This is a genomic window from Streptomyces sp. NPDC088923, from assembly GCF_044749745.1.
Taxonomy (GTDB): domain Bacteria; phylum Actinomycetota; class Actinomycetes; order Streptomycetales; family Streptomycetaceae; genus Streptomyces.
The window spans coordinates 151928-167689 of sequence record NZ_JBIVIO010000004.1 but is presented as its reverse complement, the minus strand read 5'-3'; the positions used below and the strand labels follow the sequence as shown (position 1 = coordinate 167689).

At 71.5% G+C, this 15762-nt stretch carries 11 protein-coding genes; 10 read left to right on the top strand and 1 reads right to left on the bottom strand.

Features of this window, described 5'->3' with window-relative positions; genetic code table 11:
* Positions 1-23: 23 nt before the first annotated feature.
* The 10 genes from ACIP4O_RS18740 to ACIP4O_RS18695 all read left to right on the top strand — a co-directional run bounded on the left by ACIP4O_RS18740 (position 24) and on the right by ACIP4O_RS18695 (position 15460).
* On the top strand, positions 24-1361 hold the full coding sequence (locus tag ACIP4O_RS18740) for an ABC transporter substrate-binding protein (RefSeq protein WP_401575691.1): 1338 nt from the start codon (positions 24-26) through the stop codon (positions 1359-1361).
* Positions 1361-2311: a carbohydrate ABC transporter permease gene (locus tag ACIP4O_RS18735; protein ID WP_401575689.1), complete on the top strand. Its 951-nt coding sequence runs from the start codon at positions 1361-1363 to the stop codon at positions 2309-2311. The genes ACIP4O_RS18740 and ACIP4O_RS18735 overlap by 1 nt, the downstream gene beginning before the upstream one ends.
* Before the next feature lie 83 nt (positions 2312-2394).
* Positions 2395-3219: a carbohydrate ABC transporter permease gene (locus tag ACIP4O_RS18730; RefSeq protein ID WP_164282070.1), complete on the top strand. Its 825-nt coding sequence runs from the start codon at positions 2395-2397 to the stop codon at positions 3217-3219.
* 127 nt (positions 3220-3346) lie between these two features.
* Positions 3347-4327 (top strand): hydroxyacid dehydrogenase, encoded by a 981-nt coding sequence (locus tag ACIP4O_RS18725; RefSeq protein ID WP_401576233.1) that lies wholly within the window; start codon positions 3347-3349, stop codon positions 4325-4327.
* Positions 4328-4429: 102 nt separating this feature from the next.
* Positions 4430-6337, top strand: coding sequence for a DUF2264 domain-containing protein (locus tag ACIP4O_RS18720; protein ID WP_401575684.1), 1908 nt, complete (start codon positions 4430-4432; stop codon positions 6335-6337).
* A 121-nt stretch (positions 6338-6458) separates the two neighbouring features.
* Positions 6459-7970: a right-handed parallel beta-helix repeat-containing protein gene (locus ACIP4O_RS18715; RefSeq protein ID WP_401575682.1), complete on the top strand. Its 1512-nt coding sequence runs from the start codon at positions 6459-6461 to the stop codon at positions 7968-7970.
* 40 nt (positions 7971-8010) lie between these two features.
* The gene (locus tag ACIP4O_RS18710) at positions 8011-10053 is read left to right on the top strand and encodes a phosphocholine-specific phospholipase C (protein ID WP_401575681.1); all 2043 of its coding nucleotides are present in this window, start codon (positions 8011-8013) and stop codon (positions 10051-10053) included.
* Between the two features lie 706 nt (positions 10054-10759).
* Entirely contained in the window at positions 10760-12445 is a 1686-nt protein-coding gene (locus ACIP4O_RS18705) for an ABC transporter ATP-binding protein (protein WP_401575679.1), read from the top strand.
* Positions 12442-14331 carry an ABC transporter ATP-binding protein gene (locus tag ACIP4O_RS18700; protein WP_401575677.1) on the top strand — a complete coding sequence of 630 codons (1890 nt, stop codon included), beginning with the start codon at positions 12442-12444 and terminating at the stop codon, positions 14329-14331. Before ACIP4O_RS18705 ends, ACIP4O_RS18700 begins: the two co-directional genes overlap by 4 nt.
* A gap of 58 nt (positions 14332-14389) precedes the next feature.
* A complete protein-coding gene (locus ACIP4O_RS18695; protein WP_361321900.1) occupies positions 14390-15460 on the top strand; it encodes an iron-siderophore ABC transporter substrate-binding protein in 1071 nt (356 codons plus the stop codon).
* A 72-nt stretch (positions 15461-15532) separates the two neighbouring features.
* Here ACIP4O_RS18695 and ACIP4O_RS18690 read toward each other — a convergent pair whose 3' ends face one another.
* Complete coding sequence (locus ACIP4O_RS18690) at positions 15533-15736, bottom strand: MbtH family protein (RefSeq protein WP_164282069.1); 204 nt, start codon at positions 15734-15736, stop codon at positions 15533-15535.
* Between the last annotated feature and the right edge of the window lie 26 nt (positions 15737-15762).

Genomic DNA, 15762 nt, shown 5'->3' with positions numbered 1-15762 from the left:
TGACCTCTTCAAGGAGCCGCGCCATGCCTTCCTCTTCGCTTCCCCGCCTCAGAACGTACGGCTCGGGCCTCGTCGCCGCCGCGACCGCACTGTGCCTCGTCGGCCTCTCCGCGTGCGGCTCGGGCGACGACACCGACGCCTCGGCCGGGAAGGGACCCACCACCCTCACCTTCTGGGGCTGGGCCAAGGGGACGAAGGAGACCGTGGACGCCTTCAACGCCTCCCAGAAGGACATCCGCGTGGACTTCCAGGAGATACCGTCCGGCAACGCGGGGGGCTACGCCAAGATCTCCAACGCCGTGAAGGCGGGCAACGCCCCCGACGTCTTCAACGTCGAGTACCCCCAGCTGCCCGACTTCGTCAGCCGCGGCGCCGTCCAGGACATCAGCGAGCAGGTGTCCGACGACCTGAAGGGCAAGTACCTGCCCCAGGCCATGCGGATGACCACACTGGGCGGCTCCACCTGGGCCCTGCCGCTGGACGTCGCACCGCAGACCTTCTACTACCGCAAGGACGTCTTCGAGAAGGCGAAGATCACCACCCCGCCGAAGACCTGGGACGAGTTCCGGGCCGACGCGGAGAAGATCAAGAAGGCCGACCCCAAGGCGCGCATCGCCACCTTCTTCCCCGACGACCCGAGCACCTTCGAGGCAATGGTCTGGCAGGCGGGCGGGCAGTGGTTCAAGCCCGGGGACGACTCCTGGAAGGTCTCCTTCCAGGACGGGGCCACCCACAAGGCGGCCGCCTACTGGCAGAAGCTGATCGACGCCGACCTGGTGGAGTACGCCCCCTCCTTCTCCCAGCAGTGGACCGCCTCCCTGCAGAAGGGGAAGACCGTCGGCTACCTGGGCGCGAGCTGGGGCGCCGGCGTGCTGGGCGGCACGATCCCCGAGCAGGGCGGCAAGTGGGCGGCCGCGCCGATGCCGACGTTCGACGGGACGCCCGCGAGCGGCATGCTCGGCGGAACGACGTTCGCGGTGTCCAAGGACAGCAAGAAGTCCGAGGCGGCGGTGAAGTTCGCCGCGTGGGCGACCACCACCGCGGACGGTTTCAAGGCACGCATCGCCACCGGCACGTCCTCGTCCTACCCCGCCTCCCCCGGCCTCGTGCCGGTCGTCAAGAGCGCCTTCAAGAGCACCCTCTTCGGCGAGCAGGACCTCTACAGCCTGTACGCGGACGCCGCGAAGACCATCAGGACCGACTGGACCTGGGGCCCGGTCATGGGCACCACCAACAACTCGCTCAAGGACGCCTTCTCGAAGGTCCACGACAACGGCGGCGACATCGCGACGGCGGTCCGCGACGCCGAAACGGCCACGACGAAGGAGCTGAAGAGCCGCGGGATCAAGGTGACCGGCTGATGGCCACCCCCGCGCCGCTCAAGGCCGCCTCCCCGGCCGCCCGCCCCGCGCCCCGACGGCGGGCGCGGGCGGGGGCCCCGGCCCTCCTGCTGCTCCCCTTCTTCATCCTGTTCACCGCCTGCACGCTGATCCCCATCGGGTACGCGGTCTATCTCAGCCTCTACGACGAGAAGCGGTCCGGGCTCGGCTTCGGCGGCGTGCACCGCGTCTTCAGCGGGTTCGGCAACTACGCCGACGCCCTGGGCGACCCCGCGTTCCGCGACGGCTTCGTCAACCTCGGCCTGTACTGCCTGCTCTACATCCCCCTGATGGTCGTCCTGTCGCTGCTGCTCGCCCTGCTGCTCGACTCGACCCTCGCGCGCGCCAAGCGCTTCTTCCAGCTGGCGCTGTTCCTGCCGCACGCGGTGCCCGGCATCATCGCGGCCCTGATCTGGATGTACCTCTACACGCCCGGGGTCAGCCCCGTCGTCGGCGCCCTGGACTCGGCCGGCTTCCAGGCCGACATCCTGGGCACCCCGGTACCGGCCGTGGTCAACATCGCGCTGTGGGAGTGGACCGGCTACAACCTGATCATCTTCTTCGCCGCGCTCCAGGCCATCCCCCGTGAGGTGCTGGAGGCGTCCGTCGTCGACGGCGCCGGCCCGCTGCGTACCGCCCTGAGCATCAAGCTGCCGCTGATCCGGCCGTCGTTGGCCATGGTCGGCCTCTTCACCGTGATCGGCTCGCTGCAGCTGTTCACCGAACCGATGATCCTGCACGGCGCCACCCCCGACGTCGTCACCACCTGGACGCCCAACATGTACGCCTACACCGCGGCCTTCGAGCGCGATGACTACGGCCTGGCCGCCGCCGCCTCCGTCCTGCTCGCGCTGGCCGCCGCCGCCCTCTCGTACCTGGTCACCCGCTTCTCCGGCGGCCGTTCCACCGAGCAGAAGGGAGCCGAGGCGTGAGCACCGTCGCTCCCGTGCGGCCCCGGCAGCGCCGAGGTCGCACCACTCCCCCGGCGCTGGACACCGGGCGGCGCCACTGGTCGATGTCGAAGGCCGCCGTGAACGGCGTCCTCGTACTGGCCGCGCTCTACATGCTCCTCCCGCTGCTGTGGTTGCTGACAGCGGCGGCGAAGAACACCGGCGACCTGATCGGCGGCCGTACCCTGACGCCCGACCGCTGGCACCTGGGCCAGAACCTCGCGGACCTGGCGTCCACCGGGGACGGGGTCTACTTCCGCTGGTACCTGAACTCGCTGCTGTACGCGGGGGTGGGCGCCGCGCTCTGCGCCTTCGTCTGCGTCGCCGCCGGCTACACCTTCCACGTGTACCGCTTCCCCGCCAAGGAGAAGCTGTTCGGCCTGGTCCTGCTGGGTGTGCTCGTGCCGACGACGGCGCTGGCGCTGCCGATGTACCTGCTCGCCTCGAAGGTGGGGGTCGTCAACACCTTCTGGGCCGTCTTCCTGCCGTCGTTGGTCAATCCGTTCGGCGTGTATCTCGCCCGGGTCTTCTGCGGCGGGTACGTGCCGGGGGAAGTGCTGGAGGCGTCCCGGATGGACGGCGCCGGGGAACTGCGCACCTTCTGGTCGATCGGGCTGCGCATGGTCATGCCCGGCTTCGTGACCATCTTCCTGTTCCAGTTCACCGCGATCTGGAACAACTTCTTCCTGCCGCTGGTGATGCTCTCGGACACGAAGCTCTTCCCGGTGAGCCTCGGGCTCTACTCCTGGAACACCCAGACCCATGCGTTCCCCGAGTACTACCCCCTCGTGGTGACCGGTTCGCTGCTCGCTGTCGTCCCGCTGGTCGTCGCCTTCATCGGACTGCAGCGGTTCTGGAAGGCGGGCATGACGGCCGGAGCCGTCAAGTAGCGCCCCCGTCCGCGACCGTCCGTCCAGCCACACCTCACCCGGGAGAACGCCCGTGCACCACCCCGCCCCCGTCACCGACGCCTCCGCGGCTCCGGCGCCCGGCCGCCGGCCGCGGGCCCTGCTCGCCATGCACGCCGGTCTGGCGTCGAAGCTGATCGACGCCCCGACGATGCGCCGGCTGACCGAACTCTCGGACCTGGACCCGTCCCTGGTGGTCGACGACTTCGCCGCACCGGCGGCCTCCGCGGCGTTGCAGGAGGCCGAGGTCCTCATCAGTTGCTGGGGGTGCCCGCCCCTGACCGAGGAGGTCCTCGCCCTGGCGCCCCGCCTGCGGGTGGTCATCCACGCCGCCGGGTCCGTCAAGCACCACATCACCGACGCCTGCTGGCACCGGGGCATCGCCGTCACCTCGGCGGCCTCGGCCAACGCCGTGCCCGTCGCGGAGTACACCGTCGCCTTCGTCCTCCTGGCGGGCAAGGATCTGCTGCGCATCCGGGACGACTACCGCCGCCGCCGGGCCGGCCACGACTGGCAGTCGGCCTACGCCGCCGCCGGCAACTACCGGCGCACCGTGGGCGTCGTGGGGGCGTCCCGGATCGGCCGCCGGGTTCTGGAACTCCTGCGCCCGTACGACCTGGACCTGCTGCTGTACGACCCGTACCTGCCACCGGGCGAGGCGGAACGGCTGGGCGCGAGGCCCGTCGGCCTCGACGAACTCTGCCGTGCCAGCGACGTGGTGAGCGTGCACGCCCCCGAACTGCCCGCGACCCGCCACCTCGTGAGCCGCGAGCGGCTGGCGTCGATGCGCACCGGGGCAACATTGATCAACACATCCCGAGGCTCGTTGATCGACCAGCGGGCGCTCACCGAGGAACTCGTGTCGGGGCGACTCGACGCGGTCCTCGACGTCACCGTCCCCGAGGTGCTGCCGCCGGACTCCCCGCTCTACGGTCTGCCCAACGTGGTCCTGACCCCCCATGTCGCCGGTTCGCTGGGCGTGGAGCTCCATCGCATGGCCGCGTCGGCCGCCGACGAGCTGGAGCGCTACGTGACCGGTCGGCCTTTCGCCCACCTCGTTTCCGCCGATGAATGGGAACGGTCGGCCTGACCGCTCCTCCGGCACGCGTCGGGGGAGGAATCCAGGTCCGTATCCCTCCCCCGACCGCGCGTCAGCTCTGCGGCCGGAGCCGCTCGACGAAGGACACACCGCATGCCACTGCCTCCCGAAGACCGACAGCTCAGCCCTCGCACAGGCTGGACCAGGGAGCATTGGGAGGTGACAGCCGACGAGCTCCTCGCCGCCGTCCGCCCGTACGCGAGCCCGGGTCACGCGCTCATCGACCTTCCCGGTGACCGTCCCAGCTGGTCCGGTCGCCGCTCCGACGGGCTCGAAGGCTTCGCCCGGACCTTCCTTCCCGCCGCTCTGCGCATCGCCGGCGCCCATGGCGCCGACCCGCACGGCCTGCTGGAGAGGTACGCCGCCGGGCTCGACGCCGGCACACGCACGCCGACGTCCGAGCGGGATCTCGCGAACGGTGACCGCGAATCCTGGCCGCCGATCACCGACCGCGGCCAGGCCATGGTGGAGGCCGCCTCCATCGCCTTCGCGCTACGCCTGACGCGGCCCTGGCTGTGGGACCACCTCGACATGCCCGTCAAGGAGCGGGTGGGCGGCTGGCTCGCGGACGCCCTGCACCGGGACCCCAACGACAACAACTGGCACCTCTTCCCCCTCGCCGTCGGCGGCTTCCTCGCCGAGGCCGGCATCGAGGAGAAGGCCGCGCGGGCGGCGGTCCGCCGCGGTCTGGAGAGGATCGATCGCTTCTACCTCGGCGGCGGCTGGTACACGGACGGGCGGCCCCGGGCCTTCGACCACTACAACGGCTGGGCTCTCCACCTCTACCCGGTGCTCCACGCCCACCTCTCCGGCGACGGGGATCTGCTGGCCGAGTACGGAAGCCGGCTCGCCACTCACCTCGCCGGGTACGCGCACACCTTCGGCGGCGACGGAGCCCCCGTCCACCAGGGCCGCTCGCTGACCTACCGCTTCGCCGCCACCGCGGCGCTGTGGGCCGGAGCGCTCACCGGACACACCCCGCTTCCCCCCGGCACGACCCGCCGCCTCGCCTCCGGGGCGCTGCGCTACTTCCTCGACCGCGGTGCCCTCGACGCGCACGGCCTCCTCACTCTCGGCTGGCACGGACCCGAACCACGCCTGGTGCAGCCGTACTCCGGCCCGGCCTCCCCCTACTGGGCGGGCAGCGCCTTCCTCGGGCTGCTCCTGCCCCCGGACCATCCGGTCTGGAGCGAGACGGAACGCCCGGCCCCGGCCGAGACCCGCGACACCGTGCTCGCTCTGCCCCAGCCGGGATGGCTGCTGCAGTCCACCGCCGAAGACGGCCTCGTCCGCCTCCACAACCACGGCAGCGACGACCAGCCCGCCGACACGGTCCTGCCTGACAACCCGCACTACGCCCGCCTGGCCCACTCCACCGCCACCGGCCCCACCCACGAGGGAATCGCCGACAACCACCTCGCCCTCCTCGTCGACGGACAACCCACCGAACGCGGCCGGATCGGTTTCCTCGGAGCGGGAGACGGCTGGGCCGCCTCCACCTGGCGCCCTCGCGCCGGGGGCCGGGAACTCCCGGGCGTCACGGTCACCTCGCTCACCCTGGCCCACGGCCCGGACGATGTTCGCGTCCACCTGGTCACCGGGGCCGCCTCCGGCACCCCGGTGCGGCACGGCGGCTGGGCGGTCGCGGGCAGCGAGACGGAGGCGGGCCCCGCCGCGTTCGCCCGCGCCGACGGGCGACTGAGCAGCGAACTCCGCGCTCTGCACGGCTTCTCCGCCGCCGGCACCACGGCCGTGCCCGGAGGCACCGCTTACGGCTCCAGGGCGCTCCTGCCCTTCCTGACCGGAACCCTGCCCGGTGACACCGCGCTGCTCGCCTGCGCCGCCCGGCTCACCGGCACCGACGGGCTTCACCCCCTCGACGCGCTTGGCTTCACCGTCGAGCCGGGTGAGACCTGGCGACTGAGCATCCGCTGGCCGGGCGGAACGGCCCTATGCGCGTACATCGCTCCCGGAAGGGTGTCCCTCGGTCCGAAGGGCTAGAGAGCCCGCTCTCCCCCTCACGCCGATCATTCAATCAATATTCGGTTTTATTGAGCGAATCTATTGACCTGATCAAATGTGACCTCTAATTTTCAGGCCACCCGCTCCTGGAGGTACGCGCATGGGAACCAGAGTCGCCGTCACCGGAAAGCGCGCAGTTGGTCGACTGCTCTTCGCCGTTTCCCTCGCACTCATCGGCACCGCCGCCCTGCCCGGCCAGCCGGCTCTCGCGGCCGACTCCACCACCTACGTCGACTGCTCGCGTACCAGCGCGGGCACCGGCACCCGGTCCAGCCCCTTCAACAGCGTCGCCCAGGCCAACAGTAAGACGTACGAGCCAGGTGACACGCTCGCCTTCGCGTCCGGTACCACCTGTACGGGCGCGCTCGCCCCGCAGGGCAGCGGAACCGCGAGCCGGCCCATCACGCTCACCCGCTACGGCACGGGTGCCCTGCCCGTCCTGAACGGCAACGCCACCGCGGACGCCGTAGCGCTGACCAACCAGGACCACTGGACGATCAGCCATATCAAGATCACCAACCCGGCCGCCTCTCTCGCCCGGCGCACCGGCCTGCGGATCTCCGCCACCGACGGCAAGGCCCACTCCGGATTCGACATCGGGAACCTCGTCATCGATCGCGTCGCCGGCCAGACCAGCAAGACCGGCTCCCTCACCGAGGACTACGTGCAGTCCGGAGCCGTCGTCACCGGCGCCACCGGCGCGGACTCCACCCTCAATGACGTGCACGTGCACCACAACACCGTCAGCAACACCGGTGGTGGCGGCCTGAAGATCCGTACCGGCTCCATGGCCGACAAGGGCGACGGCGTCCTCGTCGAGCACAACACCGTCGAGGACGTCGGCGGCGACGGCGTCATCGTCAGCTACGCCAACGCCCCGATGATCCAGTACAACACCGCCTCCGGCGTGGGCAACGGCGCATACCCCTTCTCCGGCGGCAACTTCGCCGGGATCTGGGTACTCGGCGACCACAATCCGACCATCCAGAAGAACGCCGTGCACGACATCACCAAGATGTCCGCCGCCGACAGTCAGGCGTTCGACTGCGACTGGGGCAACACCGGCTACTGCACCCTCCAGTACAACTACAGCCGTGACAACATCGGCGGCTTCTTCCTCGACTGCGACGGCTGCGGCACCATCGGCGGCGCCAAGCAGATCATCCGCTACAACATCTCCGAGAACGACTGCCGGATGAGCAGCAACAGCGCCGGCCGGTCGGCGCTGCACATGTACAACAACGTCTTCTACTGCACGGACAAGAAGTCCGACGTCATCCTTCCCGACGAGAGTGTGGTCGAGAACAACATCTTCGTCGGCACGTCCGACTCCCGGCTCCCCACCGCTTCCGGGATCAAGTGGTACTGGAACGTCTTCCAGGGCGTCACCAGGCCCACGGCCAACGGCATCATCGGCGACCCGCAGTTCACCGCTCCGGGCACCGGCGGCAGCTCGATCCACGAGGTGGACGGCTACAAGCTGAAGTCCACCTCGCCCGCCCTCGGCAACGGCGCCGTCATCACCGACAACGGTGGCCGCGACTACTGGGCGAACGCGGTCCCGAGGAGCACCAAGCCCAACCGGGGCGCCTATCAGGGTCCGGGCCTGTAGCTCCCACCAGCAGTCAACCCCCCTCGAGTCAAGGAGTGTCGTGTACAAGCCAAAACGACGCGATTTCATCGCTCTTTCCGCGGCAGCGGCGGCGGCGGCAGCCGGGGTGAGCGGGAGCCAGGCGGATCGTGCCGCCGCCGAGACCAGGACGGCCACGTCCGACGCGGTGGCAGCGACCGGCACGCTCAAGGACGCGAAGCACATCGTGATCCTCATGCAGGAGAACCGCAGCTTCGACCACTACTTCGGGATGCTGAAGGGCGTCCGGGGCTTCTCCGATCGCAGCACCGTCGAGATCGCGGGCGGCCACAGCGTCTTCGAGCAGCCGAACGGAACCGGCCGCCACTACCCCTGGCAGCTCAGCGCGACGAAGGCGTCCGGGGGCTCCGACCCCGAACGCCTCGCCCAGTGCAGCGGGGACCTCGCCCACGACTGGACGAGCCAGCACGAGGCGTGGAACGGCGGCAGGATGGACGCCTGGGTCGCCGCCAAGGGCCTGCGCTCCCTGGGCTATCTCACCCGCGACGACATCCCCTTCCACTACGCCCTCGCCGACACCTGGACCATCTGCGACGCCTACCACGCCTCCGGACTGACCGCGACCGGCCCGAACCGCACCTACCTGTGGAGCGGCAGAATCAGCGACTCGTCCAAGGACGGCGGCAGCGAATCCGGGCTGACCTGGCAGACCTACGCCGAAGCCCTGGAGAAGGCCGGAGTGAGCTGGAAGCTCTACCAGTCCCGCGACAACTACGGCGACAACGGGCTCGCCTACTTCACACAGTTCACCTCGGCGTCGGCGAGCAGTCCGCTGCGGACCAAGGGCATGTCCACGGTTCCCCGGGGCACCACCGAACCCGGCGACGTCGCCGCCGACATCTGCGACGCCCTCGCCGCCGACGTACGGGCCGGCACGCTGCCGCAGGTGTCATGGATCGTCCCCGACCAGAACTACTCCGAACACCCCCTGGGCACACCGGCCAACGGCGCCCACTTCGTCCACATGGTCATCAACGCCCTCAACGCCGACCCGGACGTCTTCAACTCCACGATCCTCTTCCTCAACTACGACGAGAACGACGGGTACTTCGACCACGTGCCGCCGCCCACCGCCCCGGCCGGCACGGACGGCGAGTTCCTCGACGGCACCAACATCGGCCTCGGCTTCCGCGTGCCGATGATCGCGATCTCCCCCTGGAGCCGCGGCGGATACGTCAACTCCGAGACCAGCGACCACACCTCGGTCCTGCGGTTCCTGGAGAAATGGACGGCCGCGATCGGCAAACCGGCCACCTGCCCCCACATCAGCGCCTGGCGACGCTCGGTCTGCGGCGACCTCACCGGCATGTTCGACTTCACGAGCCCGGTCTACGGCCTGCCCACCCTGCCGGCCACCACGACCACCGTCGACATCGGCCAGTGCACCGGACTGCCCAATCCGGCACCGGTCGACAACCGGCTGCCCGCACAGGAGGCAGGCACCCGCAAAGCGCGGGCGTTGCCCTACCAGCCCACAGCCGACCTGATCGCCTTCACCACCTCCGGAAGCACCGTCAAGGCCAACATCAAGATGTCCAACGGCGGCACGGCCACCTGCCACTTCGCCGCCTACACCAACGGCACGCAACGCTCGGGCGGCCCCTGGCAGTACACGGTCGGCGCGGGCGGCGACACCACCGACTTCTACCACTGCGGCCCCGGTTTCGGCGACGGCGTCTACGACCTCACCGTCGTGGGCCCCAACCGGTTCATGCGCCGGTTCAAGGGCAACGCCACCAAGGCCGGCAAGGACCTTCTCGTGGCCGCCTCCGTCGTCACCGCGTCCGGGGCACTCAAGCTGCGCTTCACTCTGACCAACGGCACCGCGGCCGCCGTGACCTTCACCATCAAGGCGAACGCCTACCGCACCGGCGGGCCCTGGACGTACACCGTGCCGGCCGGCAAGACCGTCACAGACGACTTCTCCCCCCTCACCTACGGCTCCGGCTGGTACGACCACACCGTCACCGCCTCCCCGGACACCACCTGGTCACAACGCTTCGTCGGCCACCTGGAAACCGGCCGCCCCAGCATTAGCGGCTGACACCGCCTAGGCATCCCGGTTCATGACCGTGATGGCCTGCGGGTGACCTCCGCGCGCGGAGGTGAACTGGTGGGACGGCCTCGTCTGGTCCGCGCGTGTTTGCAGGTCGCGCGGGCCTGGCGGTCGTTTTCCCTCGCGCCTGGGGAGGCTTTGTTGCTGATCAGGGGCCGACGATGAGCCAGAGGATGAGGGTGGTTGAGATCGTTCGCGCACCGCTCGCCTGGTGGCTCGTGCCGACTCACGAGGCAGACGACCACACCGATCTCCGCCAGCTCACCGTGCAACCGCCCGGGTGGATGCTCGACTGCCCGCATGCCGAAAGACGCCCGTCAGCGGTAGAAGTTCCCTGGGGCTTTCTGGGACTTCCACCCCCATCAAGCGGCACGAACGTGAAATAGCCGAAAGGTCATTCGCTCAGGTCAGCGACCGTCAGCCTCTCATCGGGGCAGGTCACCGCACTCGCTGGTCCCTTCCGCGACATCTGAGCCCGGGGCGCCCGCCGACCGGCTGCGAGCACCTGCCGCGCCCCTTCCCGTGTCCGGGAAGGGGCGCGGTCGTGTGCCGGGTGGTGCGCGCACGCGGCGGGGTTCCATTCGCCCGGTCGGCGAGCCGGAGTTGTGGGCTCGTATGACTGGCCGCGTGAAACTTAGAATAGGCTTCCCTAAGTTGGACCGTCTTCGGAGGGTGAGCGGTGGGAGCAGCGGGTGTGTCGGGGCGGGAAGTCCTGTGGGGCACCGTCAGGGGGCAGGGGCGGCGGGTGGGCGTTGCCGCCGTGCTCGGGTGTGTGCACCAGCTCGGTGAGGCGCTGACCCCGGTGCTCATCGGGGTGGTCATCGATCAGGCGGTGGCGGGGCGGGACGGGGAGCGGCTCGTGCTGTGGCTCGGGGTGCTCGCCGTCGTGTACGTGTGCCTGTCGTGGAGTTTCCGGCTCGGGGCGCTCGCCGGGGAGCGCGGTGCCGAGGAGGCGGGGCACGTGTTGCGGCTCGCGGTCGTGCGGAGGGTGCTGGACGCGCGGGGCGGGGCCGAGAGCGACCGGCTGTCGGGGGAGCTGGCGAACGTGGCGACCGAGGACGCGAAGCGCGTCGGCGCCGTGACCATGGCGCTCCTGAACGGCATCTGGGCGCTGGCCGGGATCACCGTGAGCGCCGTCGCGCTGCTCCTCACCTCCGTTCCGCTCGGGCTCGTCGTACTCCTCGGCACGCCTGTGCTGCTGTGGGTGGGTCACCTGCTCGGAAAGCCCCTTGAGCGGCGCAGCGAGGCCGAGCAGGAGCAGGCGGCGGGCGCTGCGGGCGTCGCCGCCGATCTCGTCGCCGGGCTGCGGGTGCTGCGCGGACTCGGGGCGCAAGGGGCCGCGGTGGAGCGGTACCGCCGTACGAGCCGCGTCTCGCTGGTCGCGACGGTGCGCGCGGCGCGCGCCGAGTCCGTGCAGTCGGGGCTCGTGCTCGCCCTCACCGGGTGTTTCCTCGCGCTGATCGCCTGGGTGGGCGGGCGCCTCGCGCTCGACGGCTCGCTCAGTCTCGGGCAGCTCGTCTCGGCGGTGGGGCTCGCGCTGTTCCTCGTGGGGCCGTTGGAGGCCTTCGCGTACGTCAACGCGGAGCTGGCGCAGGGTCGGGCCTCGGCGGCCCGGATCGCCAAGGTGCTCGGCGCGGGGCCCGCCGTCGCGGGCGGAGAGGAGCCCGTACCGGCGCGGGCCAGGGGGGAGTTGCGGTTGCGCGGGGTGCGGCTGCGCGGGCTCGACGGGGTGGATGTGCGGGTGCCGGCGGGGTCGTTGACCGGGATCGCCGTGCGTGATCCGCACGACGCCGAGGCGTTCCTCGACTGCCTGGGCCGGGAGGCCGACCCCGAGGCGGGCGCGGTCGAGCTGGACGGGGTGCCGCTGACCCGTATCGACCCGGCGGCGCTGCGCGAGGTGGTGCTCGTCGCGCGGCACGACGCCGCGCTGTTCGAGGGGACGCTCGCCGCGAACATCGTCGGGGCGGGCGCGGACCCGGACGAGTCGAGGACCGGGACCGCGATGGCGGCGGCGGACGCGGACGAGGTGGCGCGGACGCTCCCGTACGGCACACGTACCGATGTCGGCGAGGGCGGCAGGTCGCTGTCCGGCGGGCAGCGCCAACGCGTGCTGCTCGCGCGGGCCTTGCGTGCCGCGCCGCCCGTGCTCGTCGTGCACGAGCCGACGACCGCCGTGGACGCGGCGACGGAGGCGCGGATCGCGCGCGGGCTCGGGGACTTCCGGCGGGGCCGTACGACGGTCGTCGTGACCAACAGCCCGGCGCTGCTCGCCGTGACGGACCACGTGGTGTTCCTGGACGGCGGGCGGGTCGGGGCGGAGGGGACGCACGAGGAGCTGGCGCGGACCCATGAGACGTATCGCGGGACGGTGTGGGCATGACGACCGAGGACAGCACCGAGCGGGACCTCCTCCCGACCGCCACGCCCGCGCGCACCCGCGCCGCCGTGCGCGAACTCCTGCGCCCGCACCGGGCGCTGGCGGGCGCGGGCTTCGCCGTGCTCGTCCTCGCCACGGCGGTGGGGCTGCTCACGCAACCGCTCCTCGGCCGGATCGTGGACCTCGTGACGCGGGGCCGCTCCCCCGACGCGCTGACCTGGCCCGTGCTCGCCCTCGCCGGGATCGCGCTCGTACAGGGCGCCGCGACCGCGTGGGGCATGGCGCTCGTCTCGCGGCTCGGCGAGACGGCGCTCGCGCGGCTGCGCGAACTCTTCGTGGAGCGCGCCCTCTCGCTGCCGCTCGATCGCGTGGAGCGGGCGGGTTCGGGGGACCTGAACGCGCGGGTGACGCGGGACGTGTCGCGGGTCGCCGAGGCGGTCCGCTCGGCGCTGCCGGAGCTGGCCAGGTCGGGGCTGTCGATCGTGCTGACGCTCGGCGCGCTCGCGCTCCTGGACTGGCGGTTCCTCGTGGCCGCGCTCGTCGCCGTACCCGTGCAGGCGTGGACGGCGCGCTGGTACGTGCGCCACGCCGTGCCGCTGTACGCGCGCGAGCGGATCGTGACCGGGGCCCAGCAGCAGCAGTTGCTCGACACGATCGGCGGGGCGCGGACGGTGCGCGCGTACGGGCTCCAGGCGGAGCACGACCGGCGGGTCACCGCGCGTTCGCGTGCCGCCGTCGACCTGACGATGAGCGGCGTGCGGCTCGTGCTGCGCTTCTACGGCAGGCTGCACGTCGCGGAGTACCTGGGCCTCGCCGCCGTGCTCCTCACCGGCTTCCTCCTGGTGCGGGGCGACGCGGTGTCGGTCGGTACGGCGACGGCCGCCGCGCTGTACTTCCACAGCCTGTTCACGCCGGTCAACACGGCGCTCGTGCTCCTCGACGACGCGCAGTCGGCGACGGCGGGACTCGCGCGCCTGGTCGGCGTGGTCGACGTACGGGCCGAGGAGCGCGCGGCGGAGGGCGCGGCGCCCGTCGCGGGGCCGCCCGGGGTGGTGGTCTCGGGGGTCTCGCACGCGTACGTGCCGGGGCGGCCGGTCCTGCACGGCGTGGACCTGGAGGTGCGGCCCGGGGAGCGCGTCGCGCTCGTGGGGGCGAGCGGCGCGGGCAAGACGACGCTCGCCAAGCTCGTCGCGGGGCTGCACCGCGCGGAGTCGGGGAGCGTCCGCGTCGGCGGCGCCGAGCCGGACGCCTCGGGGCGGCTGGTGGGTCTCGTGACCCAGGAGGTGCACGTCTTCGCCGGGCCGCTCGCCGAGGACCTGCGCCTCGCCCGTCCGGGGGCAGACGAGGCGGAGCTGCGCGGGGCGCTCGCCGCCGTGGGGGCGCTGGAGTGGGCGGAGCGGCTGCCCGAGGGGCTGGAGACGGTCGTGGGCGAGGGCGGGCACCGGCTCACCACCGACCGCGCCCAGCAACTCGCGCTCGCCCGGCTGCTGCTCGCCGATCCGCCGCTCGTCGTGCTCGACGAGGCGACGGCGGAGGCGGGGAGTTCGGGGGCGCGGGTGCTGGACGAGGCGGCCGAACGGGCCCTGCGCGGCCGTACGGCGCTCGTCGTGGCGCACCGGCTCGGGCAGGCCGCCGCGGCCGACCGGGTCGTCGTGATGGACGCCGGGCGGATCGTGGAGCAGGGCACGCACGAGGAACTCCTCACCGCCGACGGCCGGTACGCGGCGCTGTGGCGGGCGTGGTCGGGGAGCCGCGGCCAGGGCGGGCCCGGCGCTCCGCGCGAAGGCGGTTCCCCCGCTGCCGAAGGCCGCCCCCTCCCCGTACCGCCGCCGTCCCCCGCCCACTCCCCCGTCCCCGCCTCCCCCGAGGCGTCCGAAGCCCCCCACTGATCGCCGCCCCGAGTCCCTTCGGGGCCCTTACCGAACCGACCGACAGAAGGATCATGTGATGTCCCGCGCCCCCAGAGCCCTCCGGCTGACCGGCCTGCTCGCCTCCACCGTGCTGCTGACGGCGACGGCCGCCGCCTGCGGTTCCGACTCGGATACGGATGCCTCCGCCGACACGAAGGCCTCGAAGGGCTCCGCCGCCGCGGGCGCCTTCCCCGTGACGCTGGCGCACAAGTACGGCAGTACGACGGTGAAGTCCGAGCCGAAGCGGATCGTCACCGTCGGGCTGACCGACCAGGACGCCGTCCTCGCGCTCGGCAAGGTGCCCGTCGGCACGACCGAGTGGCTGGGGGGCTACAAGGGCGCGATCGGGCCGTGGGCCAAGGACAAGCTCGGCGACGCGAAGGCGCCGACCGTCCTCAAGGACAGCGGTACGGGCCCGCAGGTGGAGCGCATCGCCGCGCTCAAGCCGGACCTCGTCCTCGCGGTGTACGGCGGGCTGACGAAGGCGCAGTACGAGAGCCTGTCGAAGTTCGCGCCGGTCGTCGCGCAGCCGAAGGAGTTCAACGACTACGGCGTGCCGTGGCAGCGGCAGACGGAGGAGATCGGCAAGGCGCTCGGCAAGCCCGCCGAGGCGAAGAAGCTCGTGGCGGGTGTCGAGGAGAAGTTCGCCGCGGCGAAGAAGGAGCACCCCGAGTTCGCGGGGGCCACGGGGGTCGTGGCGACCCCGTACGAGGGCACGTTCGTCTACGGCAGCCAGGACCCGCGCTCGCGGCTCCTGTCCGACCTCGGCTTCGAGCTGCCGAAGGACCTGGACAAGGTCATCGGGGACGAGTTCGGCGCCAACATCAGCAAGGAGCGGCTCGACCTGCTCGACCAGGACGCGGCGCTGTGGATCGCGCCGGACACCACCTCCTCGGTGACGAAGCTGCACGCCGACAAGATCTACGGGGACCTGGACGTCGCGAAGCAGGGGCGCGAGGTCTTCGTCAAGGAGACGAGCGACTACGGCAACGCGGTGTCGCTCTCCACGGTGCTGAGCATCCCGTACGTCCTCGACCGCCTGGTGCCGCAGCTCGCGGCGGCGGTGGACGGCAAGCCGTCGACGAAGGTGGAGGACCCGGCGTCCTGACGTTCCGGGCGCGGCATGGCGGAGGGGGCGGACACCGGGTGTCCGCCCCCTTCGCCGTACCGCCCGGTGCGCTCAGTCGCCGTCGACGAGGCTCTTGGGGCGCATGTCCGTCCAGTGCGTCTCGATGTAGTCGGCGCACTCCTGCCGGGGCGCCGGGCCGTGGACGACGCGCCAGCCGGCCGGGACCTCGACGAAGTCGGGCCACAGACTGTGCTGGTTCTCGTCGTTGACGAGGACGGAGTACTGGCCGTCGGGGTTCTCGAAGGGGTTGCTCATGGCGCTTGCTCCTTGATGGGTCGGAG